The sequence below is a fragment of the Dickeya sp. Secpp 1600 genome, from assembly GCF_003049805.1.
GTDB classification, from domain to species: domain Bacteria; phylum Pseudomonadota; class Gammaproteobacteria; order Enterobacterales; family Enterobacteriaceae; genus Dickeya; species Dickeya fangzhongdai.
Genome location: NZ_CP023484.1, coordinates 2,168,803 through 2,194,091, shown reverse-complemented (window position 1 = coordinate 2,194,091; position 25,289 = coordinate 2,168,803). Strand labels below are relative to the sequence as shown.

General features: G+C 56.1%; 25 protein-coding genes. 8 read left to right on the top strand and 17 right to left on the bottom strand.

The window, feature by feature from the left end; all coding sequences use genetic code 11:
• Positions 1-14: 14 nt before the first annotated feature.
• The 9 genes from rlmC to nfsA all read right to left on the bottom strand — a co-directional run bounded on the left by rlmC (position 15) and on the right by nfsA (position 8,587).
• Entirely contained in the window at positions 15-1,145 is a 1,131-nt protein-coding gene (rlmC, locus tag CPA59_RS09895) for a 23S rRNA (uracil(747)-C(5))-methyltransferase RlmC (RefSeq protein ID WP_038918844.1), read from the bottom strand.
• A 65-nt stretch (positions 1,146-1,210) separates the two neighbouring features.
• Positions 1,211-1,627 (bottom strand): YbjO family protein, encoded by a 417-nt coding sequence (locus tag CPA59_RS09890; protein WP_231348863.1) that lies wholly within the window; start codon positions 1,625-1,627, stop codon positions 1,211-1,213.
• 146 nt (positions 1,628-1,773) lie between these two features.
• On the bottom strand, positions 1,774-2,619 hold the full coding sequence (gene potI, locus CPA59_RS09885; protein WP_038918842.1) for a putrescine ABC transporter permease PotI: 846 nt from the start codon (positions 2,617-2,619) through the stop codon (positions 1,774-1,776).
• Entirely contained in the window at positions 2,616-3,575 is a 960-nt protein-coding gene (gene potH / locus CPA59_RS09880; RefSeq protein ID WP_049853885.1) for a putrescine ABC transporter permease PotH, read from the bottom strand. The genes potI and potH overlap by 4 nt, the downstream gene beginning before the upstream one ends.
• A gap of 14 nt (positions 3,576-3,589) precedes the next feature.
• Entirely contained in the window at positions 3,590-4,723 is a 1,134-nt protein-coding gene (gene potG, locus CPA59_RS09875; protein ID WP_038918840.1) for a putrescine ABC transporter ATP-binding subunit PotG, read from the bottom strand.
• 123 nt (positions 4,724-4,846) lie between these two features.
• Positions 4,847-5,956 (bottom strand): spermidine/putrescine ABC transporter substrate-binding protein PotF, encoded by a 1,110-nt coding sequence (gene potF / locus CPA59_RS09870; RefSeq protein WP_038918839.1) that lies wholly within the window; start codon positions 5,954-5,956, stop codon positions 4,847-4,849.
• Between the two features lie 384 nt (positions 5,957-6,340).
• Positions 6,341-6,820 carry a YbjN domain-containing protein gene (locus tag CPA59_RS09865; protein ID WP_033568365.1) on the bottom strand — a complete coding sequence of 160 codons (480 nt, stop codon included), beginning with the start codon at positions 6,818-6,820 and terminating at the stop codon, positions 6,341-6,343.
• 129 nt (positions 6,821-6,949) lie between these two features.
• Positions 6,950-7,852, bottom strand: coding sequence for a 30S ribosomal protein S6--L-glutamate ligase (gene rimK, locus CPA59_RS09860; protein WP_038918838.1), 903 nt, complete (start codon positions 7,850-7,852; stop codon positions 6,950-6,952).
• Between the two features lie 12 nt (positions 7,853-7,864).
• Positions 7,865-8,587, bottom strand: a complete 723-nt coding sequence (gene nfsA, locus CPA59_RS09855) for an oxygen-insensitive NADPH nitroreductase (protein WP_107759194.1) — start codon at positions 8,585-8,587, stop codon at positions 7,865-7,867.
• Positions 8,588-9,090: 503 nt separating this feature from the next.
• On the opposite strand from nfsA, the gene CPA59_RS09850 reads away from it, so the two are divergent.
• Complete coding sequence (locus CPA59_RS09850) at positions 9,091-9,348, top strand: GrxA family glutaredoxin (protein ID WP_107759192.1); 258 nt, start codon at positions 9,091-9,093, stop codon at positions 9,346-9,348.
• A 136-nt stretch (positions 9,349-9,484) separates the two neighbouring features.
• Here the strand turns inward: CPA59_RS09850 and CPA59_RS09845 are convergent, their stop codons facing one another.
• Complete coding sequence (locus CPA59_RS09845) at positions 9,485-9,859, bottom strand: inner membrane protein YbjM (protein ID WP_038920938.1); 375 nt, start codon at positions 9,857-9,859, stop codon at positions 9,485-9,487.
• Positions 9,860-10,204: 345 nt separating this feature from the next.
• Here CPA59_RS09845 and CPA59_RS09835 point away from each other — a divergent pair, with 345 nt between their 5' ends.
• Positions 10,205-11,893, top strand: coding sequence for an aspartate:alanine antiporter (locus tag CPA59_RS09835; RefSeq protein ID WP_100849437.1), 1,689 nt, complete (start codon positions 10,205-10,207; stop codon positions 11,891-11,893).
• A gap of 480 nt (positions 11,894-12,373) precedes the next feature.
• Positions 12,374-13,144 (top strand): DNA-binding transcriptional repressor DeoR, encoded by a 771-nt coding sequence (deoR, locus tag CPA59_RS09830; RefSeq protein WP_049853884.1) that lies wholly within the window; start codon positions 12,374-12,376, stop codon positions 13,142-13,144.
• Positions 13,145-13,207: 63 nt separating this feature from the next.
• Here the strand turns inward: deoR and CPA59_RS09825 are convergent, their stop codons facing one another.
• Complete coding sequence (locus CPA59_RS09825; protein WP_038918834.1) at positions 13,208-14,416, bottom strand: serine hydrolase; 1,209 nt, start codon at positions 14,414-14,416, stop codon at positions 13,208-13,210.
• Between the two features lie 522 nt (positions 14,417-14,938).
• Between CPA59_RS09825 and CPA59_RS09820 the strand changes: the two genes are divergently transcribed.
• On the top strand, positions 14,939-15,757 hold the full coding sequence (locus tag CPA59_RS09820) for an alpha/beta fold hydrolase (RefSeq protein ID WP_038918833.1): 819 nt from the start codon (positions 14,939-14,941) through the stop codon (positions 15,755-15,757).
• Positions 15,758-15,833: 76 nt separating this feature from the next.
• Here the strand turns inward: CPA59_RS09820 and CPA59_RS09815 are convergent, their stop codons facing one another.
• The 3 genes from CPA59_RS09815 to CPA59_RS09805 form a co-directional block, all read right to left on the bottom strand.
• Entirely contained in the window at positions 15,834-16,496 is a 663-nt protein-coding gene (locus tag CPA59_RS09815; protein WP_038659430.1) for a methionine ABC transporter permease, read from the bottom strand.
• Complete coding sequence (locus CPA59_RS09810) at positions 16,489-17,505, bottom strand: methionine ABC transporter ATP-binding protein (protein WP_049853882.1); 1,017 nt, start codon at positions 17,503-17,505, stop codon at positions 16,489-16,491. The genes CPA59_RS09815 and CPA59_RS09810 overlap by 8 nt, the downstream gene beginning before the upstream one ends.
• Before the next feature lie 145 nt (positions 17,506-17,650).
• A complete protein-coding gene (locus CPA59_RS09805) occupies positions 17,651-18,496 on the bottom strand; it encodes a MetQ/NlpA family ABC transporter substrate-binding protein (protein ID WP_107759190.1) in 846 nt (281 codons plus the stop codon).
• 270 nt (positions 18,497-18,766) lie between these two features.
• Here CPA59_RS09805 and CPA59_RS09800 point away from each other — a divergent pair, with 270 nt between their 5' ends.
• Positions 18,767-19,384 carry a glutathione S-transferase family protein gene (locus tag CPA59_RS09800; RefSeq protein ID WP_038659438.1) on the top strand — a complete coding sequence of 206 codons (618 nt, stop codon included), beginning with the start codon at positions 18,767-18,769 and terminating at the stop codon, positions 19,382-19,384.
• Positions 19,385-19,430: 46 nt separating this feature from the next.
• On the opposite strand, the gene CPA59_RS09795 is transcribed toward CPA59_RS09800, so the two are convergent.
• Positions 19,431-20,555 (bottom strand): PQQ-dependent sugar dehydrogenase, encoded by a 1,125-nt coding sequence (locus tag CPA59_RS09795; RefSeq protein WP_038918830.1) that lies wholly within the window; start codon positions 20,553-20,555, stop codon positions 19,431-19,433.
• Between the two features lie 255 nt (positions 20,556-20,810).
• Between CPA59_RS09795 and rimO the strand changes: the two genes are divergently transcribed.
• Entirely contained in the window at positions 20,811-22,214 is a 1,404-nt protein-coding gene (rimO, locus tag CPA59_RS09790) for a 30S ribosomal protein S12 methylthiotransferase RimO (RefSeq protein WP_174213739.1), read from the top strand.
• 171 nt (positions 22,215-22,385) lie between these two features.
• Positions 22,386-23,141 (top strand): outer membrane permeability protein SanA, encoded by a 756-nt coding sequence (sanA, locus tag CPA59_RS09785; RefSeq protein ID WP_038918829.1) that lies wholly within the window; start codon positions 22,386-22,388, stop codon positions 23,139-23,141.
• On the opposite strand, the gene yeiB is transcribed toward sanA, so the two are convergent.
• Complete coding sequence (gene yeiB / locus CPA59_RS09780; RefSeq protein ID WP_174213738.1) at positions 23,142-24,290, bottom strand: DUF418 domain-containing protein YeiB; 1,149 nt, start codon at positions 24,288-24,290, stop codon at positions 23,142-23,144. It lies immediately after the preceding gene.
• An 11-nt stretch (positions 24,291-24,301) separates the two neighbouring features.
• Here yeiB and CPA59_RS22985 point away from each other — a divergent pair, with 11 nt between their 5' ends.
• Positions 24,302-24,451: a hypothetical protein gene (locus CPA59_RS22985; RefSeq protein WP_162942894.1), complete on the top strand. Its 150-nt coding sequence runs from the start codon at positions 24,302-24,304 to the stop codon at positions 24,449-24,451.
• Here the strand turns inward: CPA59_RS22985 and folE are convergent.
• Positions 24,439-25,107, bottom strand: coding sequence for a GTP cyclohydrolase I FolE (folE, locus tag CPA59_RS09775; protein WP_038659451.1), 669 nt, complete (start codon positions 25,105-25,107; stop codon positions 24,439-24,441). The two genes, CPA59_RS22985 and folE, sit on opposite strands and share 13 nt — an antisense overlap.
• Between the last annotated feature and the right edge of the window lie 182 nt (positions 25,108-25,289).

Below are 25,289 nucleotides of genomic sequence, written 5' to 3'. Positions count from 1 at the left end.
AAACCGTCATCGCGTTAAACGCGTCGTTGCAGCAGCGCCAGCACCTCGTAATGCGCGGTGTGCGGGAACATATCGAACAGTTGCGCCTGCTGTATCTGGTACGCCGGCAGGCGCGCAATGTCTCTCGCCATGCTCTCGGCATTGCAGCTGGAGTACAACAGATACGGCGGCGCCATGCGGCTCAGGTAATCGCACAATTCAGCGCCGATACCGCGCCGGGGCGGGTTGACGATCACCAGATCCGGCGTCTGGGTCTCGCCAACGGCAAAGCGGGTGGAATCAAGCGCGGCAAAACTGACCTCTGTCAGCCCCAGCTGCGCCGCCGAACGACGGGCGCAGGCGATGGCTTCCTGGCTGATCTCAATGCCGGTGAGCGGCGTATCAGGGCTGGCGCAATGCAGGCCGAATCCGCCCACGCCACAAAACAGATCCCACAGGCTGCGCACCGGCAACGCCGATACCCACTGCCGGGCGGTGTCATACAACGCCGCCGCCACCTGCGGGTTGGTCTGGAAGAAACTTTGCGGTCGGATATACAGCGGCACCTGATTAAAACGCTCTTCCAGCGCCTGCGCTTCCGTCAGCGGAATCTCCTGCTCTCCTTCCAGTATCGCCTGATGAACCGGCTGAATATTCGCCGATATCACCGCCAGCTGCGGCAACTGCTGTTGCAGCCAGGGCAACGCGGCGCGCAATTGCGCCAGCTTGGTTTCGGATCGCAACACAAAGCGCAGCATGAAGCGGCCGCTCAGAGTGCTTTGCGTCAACAACAGGTATTTCAGTTCTCCCCGACGCCGGGCGACGTTATAAGGAGTTAAGCCGGCACGGGCGATGAGCACTTTCAGTATAGCGAACACCGGCGCAAAGCTGTCGGGATACAGCGGACAGTCGCAGAGATCCACCGCCGAACCGTCACGGTGCAGCATCCCCAACAGCGGGCGTTCCACACTGCCGCTGACCACCATCTTGGCTTTATTGCGAAAAGCGACTTCCGCCGAGGTCACCGGCGTCAGCCATTGTTGAACCGGATGGGCGGACAGCAATCCGATCAGGTGTTGCTGCTTATCGCTCATCTGCTGCGGATAGGCGATTTCCAGCCATTGGCAGGAACGGCACGAACCGTCGTTATAGCGGGCACATTGCATGGAAAATCTGAAATCTGTCGTCAACATCAAAAGGGGGCTGATTGTATCACCCCCGTGCGGGAAAGTTAGGGATGGCGCGTAAAAAAACGCTGGCTGCGTCGGGGCAGGAACAGGAGCAAAATCAGCAAAAAATCCGGCAACCGCTGCATCAGCAGATGGTTAAGGATTTCACCGACGCCGTCGCCATTGATATGAAAGATCGGCGGCAGAAACTCCACCAGCGATGCGGTCAGCATGTAAACCGTCACCAGGCACTGGGTCAACAGGAAGCACCAGCGCCCCCAGTTCAACCCGCTGAGCACCGCAAACCCGCAGCGGATTTCAAGGCAAACCACCAACAGCGCAGCCAGCAGCACCAGCGTGCTGTCCCACTGTTTAGCGCTGCTGCTGAGCCAGCCGCCAAAACCGCTCAGACCCAGCTCGCTGATGGTCAGGACGATACCCAGACAGCGGGTGGCGATAATCGCCGACCCCGCCACCATGATGGCGACCGGAGCGAATATCCCCCGCCGCAGCAGCTCCCGCTTACCGTACAGTATGATTGCGTTCCCCCTGAAATCACCGCGCCACCAGAAAGTATGGCGGCGCGGCGAGAATTGGCAAATACAGGGCGGAAACGACGTGGCCGTCAGCCGCGTCTCGCTTTTTGCAAATCGCGCTGGCGCTGTTTTTCCGCCCGAGCCATAAACCACCAGGCAATCAAACCGATAATGCCTACCACCAACAATATCAGGGATGCCAGTGCGTTAATCTGCGGGTTAACGCCCATTCTTACGCTGGAAAAGACCAGCATTGGCAAGGTGGTGGCACCGGGACCGGAGACAAAGCTGGCAATCACCAGATCATCCAGCGACAGCGTAAAGGCCAGCAGCCAGCCGGAAACCAGCGCGGGTGCTATCATCGGCACGGTAATGATGAAGAACACTTTCAGCGGTGTCGCGCCCAGATCCATCGCGGCTTCTTCAATCGAGTGATCCAGTTCGCGCAGGCGGGCGCTGATGACCACGGTGACATACGCCGAGCAGAAGGTGACGTGCGCCAGCCAGATGGTCAGCATGCCGCGCTCGGCCGGCCAACCGATGGCCTGCGCCAGCGACACAAACAGCAGCAGCAGCGACAGCCCGGTGATCACGTCCGGCATCACCAGCGGCGCGGTCAGCATAAATGCGAAGCCGTTGGATCCGCGGAAATTGCCGAAACGCACCATCACCACCGCCGCCAGCGTTCCCAGCACCACCGCCATCGTGGCCGACGCCGCCGCGATGGTCAGACTGAGCGCCACCGCGCTGATCATGGCTGAATCCTCGAACAGCGCGCTGTACCACTGCGTGGACCAGCCGGCCCACACCGTCACCAGGCGGGAACTGTTGAAGGAATAAACCACCAGCATCAGCATCGGCGCATACAGGAAGCTATATCCCAGCACCAGAATCAGTGTCCGCCACGGCGAACGCACGACCGGTAAATTGTTCATGCCTGATCCTCCGCGGCTTTATTCTGATGTTTATGGAACCAGATGATCGGAACAATCAGCAGGAACAGCATTACCATCGCCACCGCCGACGCCACCGGCCAGTCGCGGTTATTGAAGAATTCCTGCCACAGGATACGACCGATCATGATGCTATCCGGCCCACCCAGCAGCTCAGGAATCACGTACTCGCCGACGGTGGGAATAAACACCAGCATCGACCCGGCGATGATGCCGCCTTTAGTGAGCGGCACAATAACGCTGAAGAAGGTTCTTACCGGGCGCGCGCCCAAATCCAGCGACGCTTCCACCAGCGAATAATCGAGGCGGGTCAGCGCGGTATAAATCGGCAGCACCATGAACGGCAAATAGGAATAGACCACGCCGATATACACCGCCAGATTGGTATGCAGAATCACCAGCGGCTGATCGATAACGCCCAGCCAGAGCAGGAAATTATTCAGGATACCGTTGTCTTTCAGAATGCCCATCCAGGCGTACACGCGGATCAGGAACGACGTCCATGACGGCAGGATCACCAGCAGCAACAGAATGTTGCGGGTAGACGACTTGCTGTGCGCCACCGCCCAGGCCATCGGATACCCCACCACCAGACAGCACAAGGTGGAAATCGCCGCCACTTTCAGCGACTGCAGGTAAGCGTCGATATACAACGGGTCGGACAGCAGTTGCAGGTAGTTGCCGATATTCAGGCTGATTTGCAGCCGGTTCTCCGCCCACTCCAGCAGATCGGTATAAGGCGGTACGGTACGCGCCATTTCCGCGAAGCTGATCTTGAATACGATCAGGAACGGCAGCATAAACAGGCACAATAACCACAGATACGGCAGCGCGATCACCAGCTTGCGGCCATGCGCCAGACGCAGCCGCGCCAGCGTGGCGCGCAACGGGCTCATCGGCTGGCCCGGCGGTTCATGTTGTTCAGATAACATCGCCATTGCGTCTTCCCCCGTTATACCGTCAACACCACACAGCTGTCCGCATCCCAACACAGGCGGACTTCATCCCCCCAGGTCGGCGAGCCTTTGCGGAACCGGTCGGCGTTTTGCAACTGGGCGCTGATGATCTGACTGCTGTTCAGCCGGACATGGTAAATAGAGAGATCGCCCAGATAAGCGATGTGCACCACTTCGCCCACGGCGAAGTTGCAGCCGTCGGCCGGCACCTCGTCGCACAGCATGATTTTTTCCGGACGCAGCGCGATGTACACCGGCACGCCGTCCACCACCGAGACATCGGAGTTGACCTTCAGCGGATGCACCAGCCCCGGACTCTGCACAATCAGCGCATCGTCCTGGCGCTCTTTCAGCAATCCTTCGAACATATTGACCGACCCGATGAACTCGGCGCTAAATCGGCTGTTCGGGTTTTCGTAGATCTCTTCCGGCTCGCCAATCTGCACGAATTTACCGCGGTTCATGATGGCGATACGGCCCGCCATGGTCATGGCTTCTTCCTGATCGTGCGTCACCATCACGCAGGTCACCCCTACCCGCTCCAGAATGTCGACCACTTCCAGTTGCATACGGTCACGCAGTTTTTTATCCAGCGCGCCCATCGGTTCGTCCAGCAGCAGCAGTTTGGGACGCTTGGCCAGACTGCGCGCCAGCGCCACGCGTTGACGCTGCCCGCCGGAAAGCTGATGCGGTTTGCGTCCGGCAAATTCCTGCATGTGCACCAGCGTCAGCATCTCTTCCACGCGATCTTTGATTTCGCCGCGCGACAGCTTGTCCTGTTTCAGGCCAAAAGCGATATTCTTCTCCACCGTCATGTGCGGGAACAGCGCGTAAGACTGAAACATCATATTGATCGGGCGCTGGTAAGGCGGCACCAGAGACAGGTCCTGCCCGTCCAGCACAATCTGCCCCTGGGTAGGCTGTTCAAAACCCGCCAGCATACGCAGCAGCGTGGATTTACCACACCCCGAGGCGCCCAGCAGGGCAAAAATCTCGCCTTTATAGATGGTCAGGCTGACATCATCAACCGCGAACTGGCCGTCATAGGATTTCGTCAGGTTGCGCACTTCCAGCAACGGCGTGGCCGCTTTCTGAGGTTTGGGCTGGGGGCGGGGAATCGCTTCGTTCACTTAATATTGCTCTCCGGCAGAAGCAGAACAAAGTCGCAGCCACATGACTGCGACACAAATACAAATAGCACAAACAGGCGGGGTTGAGCCGCCTGTTGCATGAAGTGGAATCAAGGGTGGCGGTTATTTCCCGCTTTTCACCTTGGTCCACGAACGCGTAATCACGCGATCGATTTTCGGTGACTGTACCTTGAGCGTAAACAGCTTGGCACGAATATCCGCAGGCGGATAAATGTTCGGGTTGTTACGCACGTCGTCTTTCACCAGCGCGGTCGCTTCCTTGTTAGGGTTGGCGTAATACACATGGTTACTGACGTTGGCAATCACTTCCGGTTTCAGCAGATAGTTGAGGAACTGATAGGCTGAATCCAGGTTTTTGGCGTCTTTCGGAATCGCGAACACGTCAAAGAACGCCAGCGCCCCTTCCTTCGGAATGCTGTAGCTGATGTTCACGCCGTTTTTCGCTTCTTTCGCCCGGTTGGCCGCCTGCATGACGTCGCCGGCCCAGCCGATAGCCACGCAAATATCGCCATTCGCCAGATCGTTGATGTACTGGGACGAGTGGAAATAACGCACGCTCGGACGCAGTTTCAACAGCAGGTCGGTCGCGTCTTTGGTGTAATCGGACTCATTGGTGCTGTTCGGGTTTTTGCCCTGGTAGTTGAGCACCGTGGCATAAATTTCAGCCGGCGCGTCGAGGAAGGAAACGCCGCAGCTCTTCAGCTTTTCCAGGTTTTCCGGTTTCAGCACCAGATCCCAGCTGTTGACCGGCGCATCTTTACCCAGTACCGCTTTTACCTTATCCACGTTGTAGCCAATACCGGTGGTGGCCCACAGATACGGCACCGCATATTTATGGCCCGGATCGTGTTCCTCGATCAGCTTCATCAGCTCGGGATCAAGATTTTTGTAGTTCGGCAGCTTGCTCTTATCCAGCGGCTGGAAGACACCGGCACTGATCTGGCGCCCCAGGAAGCTGGCGGAAGGCACCACCAGGTCGAACCCCGTGCTGCCGGCCATCAGTTTGCCTTCCAGCACTTCGTTGGAGTCAAACACGTCATACACTACTTTAATACCGCTCTCTTTCTGGAAATTCTCCAGCGTGTCCGGCGCGATATAATCAGACCAGTTATAGACGTGCAGCGTTTTCTCTTCCGCAGATGCGGTGACGGACGCGGCCATCATTAAGCCGGCTAAAACACCCGAAAGCCATTTTTTACGTTGGGTGAACATCCGTTCCTTCCTCCATACCAGGGGGTAAATATAGGGGGGTGAATGTACGGTGCCCGGAAACAACACCGCTCTTTGTTTCTCCGGGCTCAGAATGACGGCGCGATGAATGGCTATGCACCCGCTTTTTTCATCGTTAACACACAACCAACCGCGACGTTATTACCTGAACCATACAGAAATAAAGCATAACCGCACTGTTACGCCCGTACCATACCGGAACACAAAAAACAGGTTTTATCGATTATTTATTCACAATTTATCTATGTGCTGCGTCCTGAAACGATAAACGCAGAAAAACATCTGGCTTAGACAGTAAAAAACCGCATTAAATGCGGTTCGCAAAAATAAGAAAAGCTGATGGTCGGCTATTGATACATAACGCGATCAGTGCAGGCTTGAGGTATTAAAACGCTCAGCAGGGCTCTCTTCCTCATCTCCCAAAAACAGCAGATTATTGGCGCTGGCTTCCATGATCACCATGGAGATCTGCTCCTCAGCCTGCTGCATGAAATGGCGGAACTGTTCCAGCGTGATGCCGGCGCCGGCGCTGAATGTCTGGCAGACGATCAATTTAGGCAGGTTGTCGTCCTGAATATCGAGAAACGCCTTGGCGGTTAATGAACTGGCGTTGATCTGGCTTAGATTGCCCACCAGCGGAATCAAGGCGGTCGGTTTCACTTCCGCCAGCGCGGAGAACAGGATGACGCTGTCGGCCATATCGACCTTGGCGTCGAACACGCCGTCAAAATTCTGCATGTGCGGCAGATGCAAGGCCTGGCAGGAGTCGCACTCGAAGTAAATGATGCCCAGTTGATCCAGCCACCGCCGAAGCAAATTCAAATCAGGGACGATGATTGAATCCATCTGACCGCCTCATATTTCATGGATGATAAAAAACCCTGACCTACGCAATGCCTAACCCAGGAATAGAGGGCCAATCCTCGCTGACTGACCACGACGGCGCGCCCAAAAGACTGCGTCCGCGCCGGGCATTCACCCTGCCCTGACTGAACGGGATGTCGCACGGTGATGGTGTTCAATGTATTCGATCATCATCCCTGCGATATCCAGCCCGGTGGCGGTTTCAATCCCTTCCAGCCCGGGCGAAGCGTTGACCTCCATGACCAGAGGCCCGCGCGCCGACCGCAGTATATCAACACCCGCCACATTGAGTCCTAATGTTTTTGCGGCCTTGACCGCAATTGCGCGCTCCTGCGGCGTAATCCGCACCCGGCTGGCTGACCCGCCCCGATGCAGGTTGGAGCGAAAATCACCCGGTTTGGCCTGTCGTTCGATCGCCGCCACTACCCGTTCGCCGACCACCAGACAGCGAATATCCTTGCCATGAGCTTCACGGACATATTCCTGTACCAGAATGTGGGCGTTGAGGCCACGAAAGGCATCAATGACGCTTTCCGCCGCCTGATGGGTTTCCGCCAGCACCACCCCGATTCCCTGCGTGCCCTCCACCAGTTTCACCACCAACGGCGCGCCGCCGACCATCTTGATCAGGTCGGCGGTATCGTCCGGCGAGTGCGCAAAGCCGGTAATCGGCAAATCGATGCCCTGACGGGCCAGCAATTGCAGCGAATGCAGTTTGTCGCGGGCGCGAATCACCGACATGGCGTTATTCAGTACGACGCTGCCCAGCATCTCAAACTGGCGCAACACGGCCGTACCGTAAAAGGTAATCGCTGCGCCGATACGCGGAATCACCGCGTCATAATGGTCCAGTTGGCGCCCCCGATAATGAACGGACGGCGCGGCCGAGTTAATGTTCATATAGCACGACAACGGATTGATCACCTCAATGCTGTGCTGCCGCTCCTCCGCCGCTTCGCATAGCCGCTTGCAGGAATAGAGAGAACCGTCCTGCGACAGAATGGCGATTTTCATAGCGCTCCGGTGCTATCGGGTGGCCCAGCCCTGCTGTCGCAGGTAGTCCAGCATGAACGGACGACGTTCCTTGCTCAGGGTGCGTCGGATTTGGTCGCTCCAGCTTTCCATACGCTGATTGCTGTCGCGGTGGCGATAATACTCGACGATATGCTGGTCATATTCCGCCAGCACGGCGTGATCCAGCGGCTGATAGCGGTTCTCATGCACCACCAGCGCCGCCGGCAAACGCGGTTTGAGATCAGGCTGCGCGGCCGGATACCCCAGACACAGCCCAAACAGCGGCAATACCTGTTGCGGCAACGCCAGCAACCGGGTTACTTCGGCGATCTGGTTGCGCACGCCGCCAATGAAGACGCCGCCCAATCCCAGCGATTCGGCCGCCACCAGCGCATTCTGCCCCATCAGCGCGGTATCGACGCAGCCGAGCAACAACTGTTCCGCCAGCCCCAATTCAGCTTGCGGATAAATCTGCTGATGACGATGAAAATCGGCGCAGAACACCCAGAACTCCGCCGCCTGTCCGACCCAGGGCTGTTCGCCGGTCAGATGCACCAGATGCGAGCGTAATGTGGGATCGGTAATGCGAATAATCGAACTGCATTGCAGGAAACTGGAGGTGGACGCACTCTGTGCAGCGGCGATGATGGCATTGCGCTGCTCATCGCTGAGCGACTGGTCGGTAAACGATCGGATGGAGCGGTGCTGGCGTAACAGTGAAATGGTTGGCGTCACGTTGAATATCCCTGAAACACAATGTTGAGATGACACAACGCCGGCTGCGCTTTCCGGCGCGAAACACAGGCAGACAAGCGCGGTACCCGGCGTGCTGCCATCCGGCGTCGCCGTTCTGTTGATAAAACGACCATTCAGCGGCGTCCTGCACTGATTTCGCGCCGACAAGCTGAGGCTGGTTCGCCGCAGCCGTCACGCATCATGAACAGGAACAACCTGGATGCAACCTACCTTTCGGTATTAAGTGGCAAGTATATGTCAGACCGTCAGACAGACCAATGCCACCGGCGATTTTAGGCTATATCTGGCGTCGCACACGGTTGCAATAGATGACGCTAATCGTTATGACAGGCAATGACTACTTCAGATCGACCCTGATTGCAGGCATAGTAACGCAGTTGGCTACACTAAATAGTAACGCGGTTGACTAGAAACCGTTTACAACCTGGGTATCTCCCTGATTACAGGGAAACCCAGACAAAATTAGAACGTAAGGAGTTCACATGTACGCTGTTATTTTCGGTCGCCCCGGCTGTCCTTATTGTGTTCGCGCCAAAGAGCTGGCTGAGAAACTGACCGAAGAGCGTGACGATTTCAATTACCGTTACGTCGACATTCACGCGGAAGGCATCACCAAGGCCGACTTGTCCAAAACGGTAGGTAAACCGGTGGAAACCGTCCCGCAGATTTTCCTGGATGAAAAACACATTGGCGGCTGCACCGACTTCGAAGCCTACGCCAGAGAAAACCTGCTCCAGTAATCCCGGTTACCGGCAAAAAAAGGCGCCAGCGGCGCCTTTTTGTTTTTCTGCCATACGAGATGAGCACGTTGCCTCACAGCTATCTATGGCGTTGGGCAACGAACCACTGACGAAAACCTCTCCGACTGAAACAGCTTTAGTGGAAATAGTGTCGGCTGACCGCTCGCAAAAACAGGAACACCAGCCCTCCCATCAGGCACCAGAATACCGCACTGCTGACATAAGCCAGCTCCTGCCAGAACGACAGGCTGGAAAACTGCCACAGTTGCAGCACCAGCAGGCAGATCGGCATCGCCACCAACGCCCCCATCAGGGGATAATGTAATCGCCGGTTGCGCGACAGATAGCTCGATACCATCCCCGGCAGCAAAAACAGCAACATTCCGGGGTCGCCCCGGAAACCGTCTTCCAGCGACGTGCCGACAATTCGCATTTTCTGACTTAGAAACACCAGCGTAAACAAGACAAAACAACTGACCACGCCCAACCAACCTCTGTTGTTGCCTGTCATGTGAGCCTCCCCGAAATAGACTAAAGCCGCGCATGACGAGCGACGATCGTCGCCCACAGCAATCATGCCGCGGCAGGTATCCCTGATGGGACGAAAAGCCAGCGATGAGATGATTTATCAGCATCATCAGCTGGTTGTCCGCTGGAGAAATCACTAAAATGGCGTTGCCATACCAGACGGTGCCGCCGCTGTTTCGGGGCATTGCCGGATAATGAATAACGGAGCCAAGCCTTCCTTATCATCATGTTGTCGTCCAGACATGGCCGGAACCCCTGCAATGGGGTAAATTTAGTCTAAATTATTTTTTATATCAATAATTTACCAGTAAACAACAAGTTACATTCCATGAATATAAACGTCGCTGATTTGTTAAACGGGAATTACATTCTGCTGCTGTTCGTGGTTCTCTGTTTAGGTCTTTGTCTGGGAAAATTGCGGCTCGGTTCGGTTCAACTCGGCAATTCCATTGGCGTTCTGGTGGTTTCGCTGTTGCTCGGGCAGCAGCATTTCGCCATCAACACCGACGCGCTCAACCTCGGTTTTATGCTGTTTATTTTCTGCGTCGGCGTGGAAGCCGGCCCCAACTTCTTCTCGATTTTTTTTCGCGACGGCAAAAATTACCTGATGCTGGCACTGGTCATGGTCAGCAGCGCATTGCTGATCGCGCTGGTGCTGGGCAAGGTATTCGGCTGGGGAATCGGCCTGACCGCCGGCATGCTGGCGGGGGCGATGACATCGACGCCGGTGCTGGTGGGCGCCGGGGATACGCTGCGCAACACCATCAGCCTCGGGCCGCAGTTAGCGATGACGCAGGAGCAACTGAGTCTGGGCTACGCGCTGACCTACCTGATCGGTCTGGTCAGCCTGATTTTCGGTGCCCGTTACCTGCCCAAACTGCAACATCAGGACCTGCCGACCAGCGCCCAGCAGATTGCCCGCGAACGTGGGTTGGACGCCGACAGTCAGCGCAAGATCTACCTGCCGATCATTCGCGCCTACCGGGTCGGGCCGGAGCTGGTGGCCTGGGCTGACGGCAAAAACCTGCGCGAATTGGGCATTTATCGTCAGACCGGTTGCTACATTGAGCGCATCCGTCGCAATGGCATTCTGGCGACGCCGGATGGCGACGCCGTACTGCAATTAGGCGATGAAATCGCGCTGGTGGGGTATCCGGACGCTCACGCCCGCCTCAACCCCAATTTCCGCGACGGCAAGGAAGTGTTTGAGCGCGACCTGCTGGATATGCGGATCGTGACCGAGGAAATCGTGGTGAAAAACCACAACGCCGTGGGCAAGCGCCTGAGCCAGTTGAAACTCACCGACCACGGTTGTTTCCTCAACCGCATCGTCCGCAGCCAGATTGAAATGCCGATCGACGACGCCGTGGTGCTGAACAAAGGGGACGTTTTGCAGGTCAGCGGCGATGCCCGTCGGGTGAAAAGCATCGCTGACCGCATCGGGTTTATTTCCATTCACAGCCAGGTCACCGACTTGCTGGCCTTCTGCGCCTTTTTCATCATCGGCATCATGGTGGGGCTAATCACCTTCCAGTTCCGCAATTTCTCCTTCGGCATCGGCAACGCGGCAGGCTTGCTGTTTTCCGGCATCATGCTCGGTTTTCTGCGCGCCAACCACCCGACGTTCGGTTACATCCCGCAGGGCGCGCTGAATATGGTAAAAGAGTTCGGCCTGATGGTCTTCATGGCCGGCGTCGGACTCAGCGCCGGCAGCACCATCAACCACAGCTTCGGCGACATCGGCATTCAGATGGTGCTATCCGGGCTGATCGTCAGCCTGTTGCCGGTGGTGATCTGTTTTCTGTTTGGCGCCTATGTGCTGCGCATGAACCGGGCGCTGCTGTTCGGCGCCATTATGGGCGCGCGCACCTGCGCCCCGGCGATGGAGATCATCAGTGACGCCGCCCGCAGCAATATCCCGGCGTTGGGCTACGCCGGTACCTATGCCATCGCCAACGTATTGCTGACGCTGGCCGGGTCGTTGATTGTGATTATCTGGCCGCAACTGCCCGGCTGAGTCACTTTGTAAATCAACGTCAATTTTTTTCGAATTACGCAGAACTTTTTTCCAGAGGTAAAGTCTGAATAAATGCCACTGCTTTTCTTTGATATCCCTGAATTGAGGAGCCCGTCGTTCACGCCGGTTAGGTTCAAGAGCGACGGGCATTTTCTTTTTTATGGTTTAGCCCCCGATGTTATCTGCCGGCGTCACGCGAATTACCCATTGGTTTATTTACGTTAATTAGCCGATCTAATAAGGTCCGGTGCGTTATAACATTTTCATGATGGATTTGCGCCCCACCTTTCATGAAGGTTATATTAATGCCCCATCTGCTGAGCAGTCAGCGCACATTGCCTGCGGTTAACCATCCCCGGTGCATTTCACTTTCATCCTTAATCACGTATCCCGATTCAGGCATTTGTCATGAAGGATGGCGTAGTGCATGGTGAAGATTCTGCATCGGAGCACGTCTGACCGGCATTATCGAGGAAAAACATGGAAACGCGTCGCGCAGCACGGCTCAACAAACTGGCTCAGGCTTTAAAAAAGGCCGATAAACTGCACCTGAAGGATGCGGCGCAACTGCTCGGCGTCTCTGAGATGACAGTTCGACGCGACCTGAACGCCCAGCCGGAGGCGTCGGTAGTGCTGCTGGGCGGCTACGTGGTTTGTGATCTGAAAGCCAACGGCGCCACCAGCTATTTTGTCTCCGATCAGCAGACCAAGCATGTGGTGGAAAAAAGCATCGTGGGCGAGCTGGCCGCCGCCTGCATCGAACCAAACGATACCGTGTTTTTTGACTGCGGCACCACCATCCCTTTCATCATTGCCGCCATTCCGGATGACCTGCCGTTTACCGGCATTTGCTATTCGCTCAATACGTTTCTGGCACTGCAAGGCAAACCGAACGGCCGGGTGATCCTGTGCGGTGGGGAGTTTCATCCTGACAACGCCATTTTTACTCCGCTGGGGCGTCAGCATGAACTGGATCAGATCTGCCCGACCAAAGCGTTCATCTCAGCGGGGGGAATCGATCAGGAAGCAGGCGCCACCTGTTTTAACTTCGCCGAACTGGCGATGAAACATCGCGCCATGGCGTTATCCCAGCGCGTGATTCTGGTGGCGGACGGCAGCAAATTCGGCAAACGCAAGCCCGCGCGCATCGGCGCGCTGACCTTATTTGACACGGTCATTACCAACCGCACGCCGGACGCTGACTGCATACACTATCTCAAAGCCAACAGCATTCGATTGCTGACGCCCTGAGACTGACGACCTTACTCACGGCAGATGACCCGGCTGGGCCATCTGCTCGCAATTTCAGGCCGGTTAACCGAATACCCCGCCAAACCAGCCGGACAGCGTCATCAGCACCCTATCCCACAGGCGGCTGAAGAAGCCGGCTTCCGGTATATCCTCCATCACCACCAATGGACGCTGGCCGACACTGTTGCCATCCAGCTGAAAATCAATGGTTCCGACCACCTGACCTTTCTTCAACGGCGCCTGCAACTGCGGCTGCGCCAGCGTGAAACTGGCCTTCAGGTTTTTCATTTGCCCTTTCGGCACGGTCAGCGCGGCATCCTGCGCGACGCTCAGTCTGGCCTGTTTTTCGGTGCCGAACCACACCCGCGACGTGGTAAATGGCGTATCGCTGCGCACCGGCGTCACGGTTTCAAAGAAGCGGAACCCCCAGGTCAGCAGTTTTTCACTCTCCCGAAAGCGCACCGCGTCCGACGGCGCGCCCAGCACGACCGAAATCAGCCGCATGTCGCCATCGACGGCGGACGCCACCAGACTGTGACCCGCCCCGCCGGTATAGCCGGTTTTCACGCCATCCACGCGCAGATTGCTGTTCCACAGCAGGCGGTTGCGGTTTGGCTGGCGGATATTATTGAACGTAAATTCTTTTTCGCTGTGTAGCGCGTATTCGCCCGGTACATCGCGGATCAACGCCTGAGTCAGGCGCGCCATGTCGCGGGCGGTGCTGTACTGCCCAGACGTATCCAGACCATGTACCGTGAGAAAATGGGTATTCGCCAGCCCGAGTGTGGCGGCGTACTGGTTCATCAGGCTGACGAAGGCATCCTGGCTGCCGGCAACATAATCAGCCAGCGCGATACTGGCATCGTTGCCGGACTGAATCACCATGCCTTTATTAAGATCGGACACCGGAATCTGGTCACCCGGCTTAAGGAACATCAACGACGACCCGCGCAGCACCGGATTACCGGTAGCCCAGGCATCTTTCCCAACGGTGACTTTATCTTCCGGCGTGATCTTCCCCACCTTGATGGCCTGACCAATCACATAGCTGGACATGATTTTAGTCAGGCTGGCGGGATCCAACCTGACATCGGCATTCGACTCCGCCAGCACCCGCCCGCTGGCGTAATCGATCAGAATAAAGGCTTTGGCCTCAATTTGCGGCGGAGGCGGCATCTGCTCAGCCCGAAGTACCGGCGAAACCGTCATCAGCACCGTGGCGGCCACCACGACTACGCGTCCCCAGGAAATGAGAGGTGTCACTATCTTCATGCGCGCTGCCCATAAATTGTTAAAAGTGAAGAGGATCAATCGGTTTACCCAGTCTAACCCGTACTAAGGTAGCCCGGCATACCTGAGAATAAAATCGTTCACTCTGTAAAGTTCGTCAAAGAAAATAAAAAATCAGCAGAATCCGCCCGAGCACACAGTCAGATTCACTACCAACAGGCGATAATCCCCTTGTTTACGCCACCACAGCACGCCCTCGCCCACACATCTGTCGAAATCATTAAAATTTTTTACCAAATCATCTTTGCATACCGCTTAGGTCGACATTTTTAATATGTTATTTCTTTTTAGAAAGCTTAATGCTGCGAATAAATTAAGTGGCATTTATCTCATCCCAAATAATGTGATAAATTAACGATGTCAATATATTAACAACAAGGATAGAAACGGTTTTCCTTCGGTCTTTTTTCAGAGGGAGAATTATTAATTCGGTTAAATCTCACAAATAAAAATGTTCTAACGATAGCGCCATGCCTTGGCCGGGCAAACAAAAGGGAATTTATCATGTCCATAGAAAAATGCATTGTCACATATGACTCATGGAAAATATATGTTGAAAAGCATATTTCCGATCCTGCACATGAAACCATTATTATGGTTAACGGAGCACTATCGACAACCGCAGCATTCAAAAATACCGTAAAAAACCTGTCCAGCAGGTTTAATATAATTCTTTTTGATTTGCCGTTTATTGGTGAATCCCTGCCGCACAACACGCTGGATAGAGTCATAACCAAAAGCGATGAAGTCAATATCCTGCTTCATCTCATCGACACGCTTGAACCGGACCATATCCTGTCGATTTCCTGGGGCGGCCTGTCTTCAATGCTTGCCTTGTCAAACAAGCCCAAGCAGATCAAGAAAGCCGTGATCGCGTCATTTTCAGCGCATCTTAACGATAAAATGCGAGATTATATCCAACGCGCCAGGCAATATATTCACTCGAAGGAATTCGAAAACGCGGCAGAACTGCTCAATAATGAAGTAGGTAAATTCCTGCCGCCTTTATTGAAACATATTAATCTGAAACATATCTCCTCCATGAGCGAATTTGCATTCCAGCAGGTCAATTTCCATATCGACCAGGTTCTCACGCTCAAGGAAGAGCATTATATAGAAATGTTCAAAGATATTAACGCTGAGGTACTTTTTCTGAATGGTGAAAATGACGAGTACACCACCGCCGACGATATCAAGAAAATGGAAAAATATATCAGGATCTGCGAATTCAGTACGATTCCTGAGGCAGGTCACTTCCTTGACCTCGAAAACAGGAAAGCCGCAAAACAGGTAGCGGAAAGAATAATATCGTTTTTCGCATAACAAAACACTTATTCGCCAGGCCGCTGAACCAATATCAGCGGCCTGGTCACTAAGTAGATTATCAAATAATATTTAATTATCGGCGACGTTCGCGCTTGTCAGCGCGTTTTGCCAACCAGTCACCCAACGTTTGCACGATCTGAACCAGAATAACCAGTGCAATCACGGTAATCACCATCACCTGGGTTTCGTAGCGGTAATAGCCGAAGCGAATCGCCAGGTCGCCCACACCGCCGCCGCCGACAATCCCGGCCATCGCGGAGTAACCGATCAGACTGACCAGCGTAATGGTCAACCCTCGCAGCAACCCGGCGCGCGCCTCGGGCAGCAGTACCGTGCAGATGATGCGCAACGGACTGGCGCCAAACGCTTCCGCCGCTTCCACAATCCCCGGATCCACGTCACGCAGAGCGCTGTCGACCAGACGCGCATAGAACGCGATCGCCGCCACCGACATCGGCACCGCCGCCGCTACCGGGCCGATGGTGTTCCCCAGCAGGAACTGGGTCAACGGCAGCAGCAATACCAGCAAAATGACGAACGGAATCGAACGGATGATATTCACCAGCACAGTACCGAACAGATAGAGAAACCGATTTTCCCAGAACAGATGACGGTCGGTTACATAGATTAGGAACCCAAGCGGCAACCCGCCCAGCAACGCAAACAGCGTCGAAATGCCTACCATCTGGAAGGTTTCGCCAAAGGCATTGAACAGATCGGCCAGCAACTCAGCCATGCAGCACCTCCACCTGAGCCGTGCGTTGTTGAATGTGTTTCACCGCGTCCGCCACAACCCGATCGTCACTGGGATGGGTCAGTAGCGCGACCAGAATGCCTAACGCCCGATGACCGATATACTCGATTTTGCCGTGCAGGATATTGACCGATACGCCATAGCGGGTCGCCACATCCGACAACACCGGTTGCTCTGCCGACTCGCCGATGAACAGGATTTTCAGCAACGTGCCGCGCAACTCTTCCTTCAGGCGCGCCGGCAGTTCCAGATTGAGGGTGTGCGACACCAGTTGCCGGGTAAAGGCATGTCGCGGCGTGGCGAAAATATCGAACACATCGCCCTCTTCCACCACACGACCGCCGGTCATCACCGCCACCCGGTCGCAGATCGCCTTGATCACGCTCATTTCGTGGGAGATCAACACAATGGTGATGCCCAGCTTCTGATTGATCTCTTTCAGCAAATCCAGAATCGCCGCTGACGTTTCCAGATCCAGTGCCGACGTCGGCTCATCGCACAGCAGCACTTCCGGGTGATTGGCGATGGCGCGGGCGATGCCCACACGCTGTTTTTGACCGCCGCTCAACTGCGACGGATAGGCGCCGGCTTTATCCGCCAGCCCAACCAGCGCCAGAATTTCCGGAACCCGCTGATCGATAATCGGTGTCGGTTTACCGGCGGCGCGCAGGCTGAATGCCACGTTCTGCGCTACGGTGCGCGTCTGCATCAAATTGAAATGCTGAAAAATCATGCCAATTTTCTGACGCTCGGTCCGCAGCGCCTGGCCGCTCAGGTCGCTGACCTGCACGCCATTGACCCGTACCTGACCCGAAACCGGGCGTTGCAGCAGATTAATGGTGCGCAGCAGCGTACTCTTTCCCGCCCCGCTGGCCCCGACAATCCCGTAGACCTCTCCCTGACGAATGTGCAGGCTGACGTCATCCACCGCCCGCGCGCCCGCGCCTTTTCCCTGAGGAAATTCTACGCAGATATTTTCTAACTGAATCATTATCCGCATGACTCCTGATAACCAATGGAAGAAAAACAGAAAGCCGGTCGAAGACCGGCTCATGCTGATACTACGCGATCCTTGTGCTGAATCGGCGTACTGCCGATGGCGTCATACCTCAAACGCCATCGGCTTCAGGTGATTATTATTTGGCCGGCGCCGGCGTTTGCGCCGTCATCCAGTCAGGACGCTGGAACTGGCTGAACATCGTGGCCGGATCGTTAATCACCGCGGCATACGCCGGGGATTCCACTACCGCTTTAATCTCTTTCACAAACGGCTTGTCCAGATCATCGGTGCGCACCGCAATCACGTTTTTCAGGTTTTCATCCAGCGTTTCCAGCTTCAGCGCGGAAGAGAGTTTCAGCCCGGCGGCGATGGCGAAGTTGCCGTTCACCAGCGACGCGGTCACGCTATCCAGCGTACGCGGCAATTGCGCAGCCTCCAGCGGCTTGAACACCAGTTCGCGCGGGTTGTCCTGAATATCTTTTTCCGACGCTTTGGTCGGATCAATATTCGGTTTAATGGTGATCAACCCCAACGATTGCAGAAAACGCAGACCGCGCGCCAGGTTGGTCGGGTCGTTGGACAAGGTGATCACATCGCCTTTCTTCAATTGATCCAGCGAGGTAATTTTACGGGAGTAGAACCCCATACTGGCGGTCGGCACCGTGATCAGGCGAGTGAGTTTCAGCCCTTTATCGGCGGAAAATTTCTCCAGATACAGCGAATGCTGGAACAGGTTGGCGTCGATGCTGCCGTTAGACAACGCCAGATTAGGCTGCACATAGTCGCTGAATTCACGCACCACCACGTTGTAGCCTTTTTTGGTCAGCTCCGGCTTGATGGCCTGATTCACCATATCCCCGTATGGCCCTGGCGCTACGCCGAATACGATCGTGTGCGGGTCGCTCTGCGCTAACGCCAGCGAGGTTCCAGAAGCCAAAAGCGCAACCGTCAGCGCGGCGCGAATCGAATGGGTTAATGCCATGTAATAGTTATCCTGTCTGCTAATAAATAGCGGTCATTATTGGAAATATCAGCCTGATTGGTAAATAGAAAAAAGCTATATCAATATTTCCTGTCTGTCTGTTGTACCGAATGACGAATAAATCGCCATCTAAGAAGCGGTTACATCCCACCGCGGCTATGAGTATAGTGACAATAGCGTTATTTAAAGCACTGACATTAGCATGAGCGTCAGGCGGCACGATAACCGCCGGCGTCATTGCGTAAAAAACCAACGGGAAGGAGTGATGTGATGCTGATAATCTGGGGTCGTGAAAATTCGACCAATGTGAAGAAGGCGCGCTGGTGTGCGGCAGAACTCGGGTTGGCGTATGAACTGGTGCCGGCGGGCGGGCAATTCGGCCGCAACCGCGATCCGGACTATCTGTCCATGAACCCCAACGGGCTGGTGCCCTGCCTGCAGGATGACGACCTGGTGCTGTGGGAATCGCATGCCATCGTGCGTTATCTGGCCGCGCAATATGGTCAGGGCCGCTTCTGGCATGCCGACCCGAAAACACAGGCCGGCATCGATAAATGGCTGGATTGGGCCGCGGGGTTCACCGAACCTTACAAACAGGTCTTTATCAACCTGGTGCGTACCGCGCCGGAAAAACGCAATATGCAGGATGTCGAAACCGGCATCGCCGGTTGCGAAAAATTATTTGCTATCGCCGATGCGGTGCTGGCGAAGCAGCGCTGGCTTTCCGGCGATGAATTCGGCATTGGCGACATTCCGTTAGGGTGCATCGCTTATAGCTGGTTCAATCTGCCGATTAGCCGCCAGCCTCGTCCGCATCTGGAGCGCTGGTATCAGCAATTGACCGAACGGGACGCATTCCGTCAGACCGTGATGTTGCCGCTGACTTAATCTTGCTGGAGCGCCCGGCGCGGGCGCTCCGTTACGCTAGATGTCGTCACTCCGCCAGCCCGACTTTCAGCAATTTGCCGTTATCCTGATCGGTCAGCACATAAAGATAGCCATCCGGCCCCACCCGCACATCGCGGATACGCTCTCCCCGATCGGCCAGCAGCCGCTCTTCCGCAACGACCCGATCCCCTTCCAGCGACAGCCGGATCAGGCTGGTACTCGCCAGCGCGCCGATGAATAACGAATGACGCCAGGCCGGGAAACGGCCGCTGTTGTAAAACGCCATCCCGCTGATGGCCGGCGAAACTTTCCAGTAATAAACCGGGTTGGCGGTGCCGGCCACTTCCGTTCCCTGAAATTCCGGAATCTTTTGCCCCGAATAATCGATGCCGTACGTCGCCAGCGGCCAGCCGTAATTTTCGCCCGGCCGGGGAATATTCACTTCATCGCCACCGCGCGGTCCGTGTTCGCTTTCCCAGATATCGCCGGACCACGGATTCAGAGCCAGCCCCTGCGGATTGCGCAATCCGTAGGACCAGATTTCCGGTCTGGCGCCCGAGTGGTTAACAAACGGATTATCGGCCGGCACCTCGCCTTCCGGGGTGAGACGCACCAGTTTGCCCTGCAAACTGCCCAGATCCTGAGCCAGCATGCGCTGCTGATTTTCGCCCAGCGCGATAAACAGATGCCCCTGCCGGTCAAACGCCATACGTCCACCAAAATGGGCGCCGGTCGAGCGCTTCGGCAACTGCCGGAAAATCACGGTGAAGTTGTTCAGTTTGCGCATATCATCCGACAGAACGCCAAATCCCACCGTTGTTCCCGCCAATCCTTCCGGTCCCGATTCGGCATAACTCAGGTATACGCGGCGATCCTGCCGGAAATTCGGCGACAGCACCACATCGAGCAAACCGCCCTGCGAACGGGCAAACACCGCCGGAACGCCGTCGAGCGGCGCCGACAACCCTTTTCCAGCCTGCCAGTACCGCAACTGGCCGGAGCGTTCCGTCAGCAACAATCCCTGATCGTCCGGCAAGAACGCCAGCGACCACGGATGATCAAGATTATCCTGCAACACCGTGACTGTCGGCGCAGCAAACAGACTCATGGAAAACAGCCAGCCTGCCGCCAGCAGCGGCAAGGTAATAAAATGAACGCGGGGAAAAAACATGCAGGTTCTCCCTGTTATGGGACATGGCGATGAAATCACCACATGTAAAACGACACAGAATGTAAAACTAATAGCATGTTGAACCAAACCGCCAGGTAAAATTTACTCAAATTTGCATCCTGTTCCACCAAACCGCGCCAGTCGCCGGCGGTCGGTTCTCGCTGATTATTTTATAATCATCCGGGACTGTTTCCTGACGATGATTCAGGTATAATCCGCCGCATTTTTCCGCCCCAACCCGATGTATGAGACGCTATGACTGTTAACACCTTCGATCCATCCCAGACCACTACGCTGTCGGCACCGCAAAAAGCCCTGAGCGATCAATCCGGTGGCGCCGGCAAAGACCTGTCACGCAAGATCGGCTTTGTCAGCCTCGGTTGCCCGAAAAACCTGGTGGATTCGGAGCGCATCCTGACCGAACTGCGTACCGAAGGGTATCAGGTAGTGCCAAGCTACAACGACGCCGATCTGGTGATCGTCAATACCTGCGGTTTCATCGACAGCGCGGTGCAGGAATCGCTGGAAGCGATTGGCGAAGCGCTCAACGAAAACGGCAAGGTGATTGTGACCGGCTGTCTGGGTGCGAAAGAGAATCAGATTCGCGAAGTGCATCCCAAAGTGCTGGAAATTACCGGCCCGCATAGCTACGAGCAGGTGCTTAATCATGTGCATCACTACGTTCCCAAACCGGAACACGACCCGTTCACCAGCCTGATCCCGGCGCAGGGCGTGAAACTGACGCCGCGCCACTACGCCTATCTGAAAATTTCCGAAGGCTGCGATCACCGTTGCACTTTCTGCATCATTCCGTCGATGCGTGGCGATTTGGACAGCCGTCCGATCGGTTCAGTACTGGATGAAGCCAAACGGCTGGCGGATGCGGGCGTGAAGGAACTGCTGGTCATCTCCCAGGACACGTCCGCCTATGGCGCCGACGTCAAACACCGCACCGGGTTCTGGAACGGACAGCCGGTGAAAACCAGCATGGTCAGCCTGTGCGAGCAACTGGCGACGCTGGGGCTGTGGGTGCGCCTGCACTATGTTTATCCCTACCCGCACGTGGACGACATCATTCCGCTGATGGCGGCCGGTAAGGTGCTGCCGTATCTGGATATTCCGCTGCAACATGCCAGCCCGAAAATCCTCAAGCTGATGAAGCGCCCCGGCGCGGTGGAGCGAACGCTGGAACGCATCAAGCGCTGGCGTGAGATTTGCCCGGAGTTGACGCTGCGTTCAACCTTTATTGTCGGCTTCCCCGGCGAAACCGAGGAAGATTTCCAGATGCTGCTGGATTTCCTGCAGGAAGCGCAGTTGGATCGCGTGGGCTGTTTCCGTTACAGCCCGGTGGAAGGCGCAGCGGCAAACGACCTGCCGGAGCAGGTGCCGGAAGCAGTAAAAGAAGAGCGTTACCACCGTTTCATGCAGATACAACAGCAGATTTCCAGCCAACGCCTGCAGGCCAAAGTGGGCCGCGAACTGAAAGTGTTGATCGATGAAATCGACGAGGAAGGCGCTATCGGCCGCAGCATGGCGGATGCGCCGGAGATCGACGGCGCGGTCTATCTGAACGGCGAAAGCCGGGTCAAAGTGGGCGATCTGGTTACCGTGAAAATCGAACACGCCGACGAATACGACCTGTGGGGCAGCCGGGTCTGATTCCGTCCAAACCAGTCGGGTTGATAGCCCGGCTGGTGTTTCCCCACCCCGTCATTCTGACCAAAAAACCAGCAACGTTTATCGCTTCCGGACAGTTCGCCTTGCGTCGTTCCGACGCCTCAAGTAGCCTTGCCTCATGACTATCTACTCCATGCGGACGAAGGCAGCAGCATGTGGAAACGCCTGATATTTGGTCTTTTCACCGCCATTCTGGTGATGGCCTGCGGCGCTTTTCTGCTTGACCGCTGTATCAGCTGGCGCACCGCGCCTTACATTTACGAGGATGTGCAGGATCTGCCGCCGCGCCAGGTCGGGGTAGTCTTGGGCACCGCCAAGTATTATCGCGCCGGCGTCATCAACCAGTATTATCTGTTCCGGATTCAGGGCGCGCTCAACGCCTACAACAGCGGCAAGGTCAGCTACCTGCTGCTGAGCGGCGACAATGCCCAGCAAAGTTATAACGAACCCATGACCATGCGACGCGATCTGATCGCCGCCGGGGTTCCGCCCACCAATATTGTGCTGGACTATGCCGGATTCCGCACGCTGGACTCCATCGTGCGCACCCGCAAAGTGTTCGATACCAACGATTTCACCATTATTACCCAGCGATTCCACTGCGAGCGTGCGCTATTTATCGCGCTGCACAAAGGTATTCAGGCGCAGTGCTTCGCGGTGCCGTCGCCCAAGGATATCTGGCAGGTACGTATGCGGGAGTTCGGCGCCCGGTTGGGTACGCTGTTCGATCTCTACATTCTCAAGCGCGAACCCCGCTTTCTGGGGCCGCAGGTGCCGATTCCATCCGAGTACAAGATTTCGGATGACGAGCCCAGTTACCCGGCGGTGCCGCCTGAATTCATGAACGACCTGGATTCGCGCGTGGAGCCGCCGCTGCGGCAGAAACCGTCGCCGCCAGCATCCCGCTGATCAGGGTTCGTGCGCGGATTGCGCAGAAACCGGCCCGGCAACCCGAGCCGTCAGCCAGCGCCATACGCCCTCTAGCGGCCCTTGCCGGAAAGCGCCCAGCCAGATACGCGCCGCCAGCAGATTGCATAGCCATACCGGCGGTACCACCAGCAGTAGCTGCCAGCGATCCAACTGCATAAACCAGCCGAGGCGGTTGAACAGCGCGGTGCAAATCAGGGTTTGCAACAGATAGCTGCTTAACGCCATACGCCCGACATCGACAATCCAGCGAGTTAGCCGCCAGTTCGCCAGCGTCGGCCAGAATCCGTAACACAACGCCAGATACGCAATCGCCTGCAGCGGCGCGCCCACTTCCCGCGGGATTTGCAACAGCAAACCGCACCAGCGGTAGTCCCATCGCAGTTGCCACTGTGCAGCGACGCCCACCCCGTCAATCAGCAACGCCAACGGCAGCAGCCATAGCGCGACGCGGCGATAATGCCGCTGGCTAAACTGCCCACGCAGCCAGCCGCTGCGCATCAGCGCCGCGCCCATCACCATCGACCCGGCCAGCAGCCAGCCATACTGGATGCCCAGCGACAACAGGCTTTCATTCAGCAACGACAGTCGATTACGCCAGGCTTCCGGCCCGCCTTGCACCAGCCACCAGGCTTCATAGGTGACCTCGGCCGGCCCCGGCTGCCAGAAACTGCCGCCGTCCGGACTTAGCACCTGACTCAACACCACCAGCATCGCCAGCCCCATCAGATACAGCACCACACCGGTACGCAGCAACATGCGGGTGCTGTCGGCGTGCCGCAACAGGCCGTAGCACACCAGGCCGATCAGGCCATAGTCCAGCAGGATATCGCCGTCCCACATAAAAATGCTGTGAAACAGACCGAACACCATCAGCCAGAACAATCGCGCATGAATCCAACGCTTGCCGCGTTTTAGCAGCAGTTGCAGCCCGGCGCCAAACAGCAGGGCAAACAGGGTGAGAAATTTCCCCTGCGCCACCATATCCATCAGCGCCCACGTCCAGGCATCCGCGACAGAAGGCGGCCCCTGCCACGCCGGGTTGAGGTAGGCCGCGTGCGGCAGACCGAACGAGACAATATTCATTAACAGAATGCCGAGCATCGCCAGGCCACGGGCGAAGTCCAGCATAGGAATACGGGATGAAGAATGAGGCGGTGGCGACATGGCTTTTAGCAAATACAGGGAAGTATCAGCGAATTGTAGTGACTGGCACGGCAAATGCCCATGATTTTATGGCGGCCGACACCGGCCGCCGGAAGACAACCAACCGGGACGATCAGTTGTGGTGATGACGCACGGCGCGCAGGAACTCCTGCCGGGTATTCTGACTGGATTTGAACAGGCCGCCCAGCGACGTGGTGGTGGTGGCGCTGGTGGCGTCGCGAATACCGCGCGCCTTGACGCAATAGTGCACCGCGTCAATCGACACCGCCACGTTGTTGGTGCCGAGCAGCGTCTGCAACGCCACCAGAATCTGCTGGGTCAGACGCTCCTGCACCTGCGGGCGCTGGGAGAAGAACTGCACGATACGGTTGATTTTGGACAGCCCAATCACGCCCTCTTTCGGGATGTAGGCCACCGTGGCTTTACCGTCGATAGTCACAAAGTGGTGTTCGCAGGTACTGGTCAGGGTGATGTCGCGCACCGTCACCATTTCGTCCACTTTCATCTTGTTTTCGATAATGGTGATTTTCGGGAAATTGGCGTAATCCAGACCGGAAAAGATCTCTTCCACATACATTTTGGCGATGCGGTGAGGGGTTTCCGCCAGACTATCGTCTTCCAGATCGAGATTCAGCAGGTTCATGATTTCCGTCATGTGCTCAGCGATGAGGCGCTTACGGGTTTCACTCTCCAGCATCTTGCCGCGCAGTGGGGTTTCCAGGCCACGCGCCAGCAGCGCCTCGTGAACCAGGGCCGCTTCTTTTGTTAATACAGCCGACATGTTTTTCTCCAGCAGGTGTCTCTCAGTCTGACGTTGCCCAGGGCCAACGCCGGCCACAACTCTAATGGAGTGTCTGAAGATTATCCAGTGATTGTGTGTCATGGCTGATGAAAAGACTTCAACTTGCCACGGCGCTTACCACGTCAAACACCGCGCCCGCCGTATCCGTTACAACGAACACG

Excerpts from the sequence above, each read along its gene's own strand:
- CPA59_RS09890 (WP_231348863.1), bottom strand. The coding sequence starts at position 1,627 with ATGGTGGCGGGGTCGGCGATTATCGCCACCCGCTGTCTGGGTATCGTC.
- CPA59_RS09850 (WP_107759192.1), top strand. The coding sequence starts at position 9,091 with ATGTACGCTGTTATTTTCGGTCGCCCCGGCTGTCCTTATTGTGTTCGC.
- CPA59_RS09810 (WP_049853882.1), bottom strand. The coding sequence starts at position 17,505 with ATGATTCAGTTAGAAAATATCTGCGTAGAATTTCCTCAGGGAAAAGGC.
- folE (WP_038659451.1), bottom strand. The coding sequence starts at position 25,107 with ATGTCGGCTGTATTAACAAAAGAAGCGGCCCTGGTTCACGAGGCGCTG.
- CPA59_RS09865 (WP_033568365.1), bottom strand. The coding sequence starts at position 6,820 with ATGGATTCAATCATCGTCCCTGATTTGAATTTGCTTCGGCGGTGGCTG.
- CPA59_RS09800 (WP_038659438.1), top strand. The coding sequence starts at position 18,767 with ATGCTGATAATCTGGGGTCGTGAAAATTCGACCAATGTGAAGAAGGCG.
- CPA59_RS22985 (WP_162942894.1), top strand. The coding sequence starts at position 24,302 with ATGAAGAATGAGGCGGTGGCGACATGGCTTTTAGCAAATACAGGGAAG.
- CPA59_RS09805 (WP_107759190.1), bottom strand. The coding sequence starts at position 18,496 with ATGGCATTAACCCATTCGATTCGCGCCGCGCTGACGGTTGCGCTTTTG.
- CPA59_RS09825 (WP_038918834.1), bottom strand. The coding sequence starts at position 14,416 with ATGAAGATAGTGACACCTCTCATTTCCTGGGGACGCGTAGTCGTGGTG.
- yeiB (WP_174213738.1), bottom strand. The coding sequence starts at position 24,290 with ATGCTGGACTTCGCCCGTGGCCTGGCGATGCTCGGCATTCTGTTAATG.
- rimK (WP_038918838.1), bottom strand. The coding sequence starts at position 7,852 with ATGAAAATCGCCATTCTGTCGCAGGACGGTTCTCTCTATTCCTGCAAG.
- potF (WP_038918839.1), bottom strand. The coding sequence starts at position 5,956 with ATGTTCACCCAACGTAAAAAATGGCTTTCGGGTGTTTTAGCCGGCTTA.
- CPA59_RS09835 (WP_100849437.1), top strand. The coding sequence starts at position 10,205 with ATGAATATAAACGTCGCTGATTTGTTAAACGGGAATTACATTCTGCTG.
- potI (WP_038918842.1), bottom strand. The coding sequence starts at position 2,619 with ATGAACAATTTACCGGTCGTGCGTTCGCCGTGGCGGACACTGATTCTG.
- CPA59_RS09820 (WP_038918833.1), top strand. The coding sequence starts at position 14,939 with ATGTCCATAGAAAAATGCATTGTCACATATGACTCATGGAAAATATAT.
- CPA59_RS09815 (WP_038659430.1), bottom strand. The coding sequence starts at position 16,496 with ATGGCTGAGTTGCTGGCCGATCTGTTCAATGCCTTTGGCGAAACCTTC.
- CPA59_RS09795 (WP_038918830.1), bottom strand. The coding sequence starts at position 20,555 with ATGTTTTTTCCCCGCGTTCATTTTATTACCTTGCCGCTGCTGGCGGCA.
- rimO (WP_174213739.1), top strand. The coding sequence starts at position 20,811 with ATGACTGTTAACACCTTCGATCCATCCCAGACCACTACGCTGTCGGCA.
- potH (WP_049853885.1), bottom strand. The coding sequence starts at position 3,575 with ATGGCGATGTTATCTGAACAACATGAACCGCCGGGCCAGCCGATGAGC.
- rlmC (WP_038918844.1), bottom strand. The coding sequence starts at position 1,145 with ATGCAATGTGCCCGCTATAACGACGGTTCGTGCCGTTCCTGCCAATGG.
- CPA59_RS09845 (WP_038920938.1), bottom strand. The coding sequence starts at position 9,859 with ATGACAGGCAACAACAGAGGTTGGTTGGGCGTGGTCAGTTGTTTTGTC.
- deoR (WP_049853884.1), top strand. The coding sequence starts at position 12,374 with ATGGAAACGCGTCGCGCAGCACGGCTCAACAAACTGGCTCAGGCTTTA.
- sanA (WP_038918829.1), top strand. The coding sequence starts at position 22,386 with ATGTGGAAACGCCTGATATTTGGTCTTTTCACCGCCATTCTGGTGATG.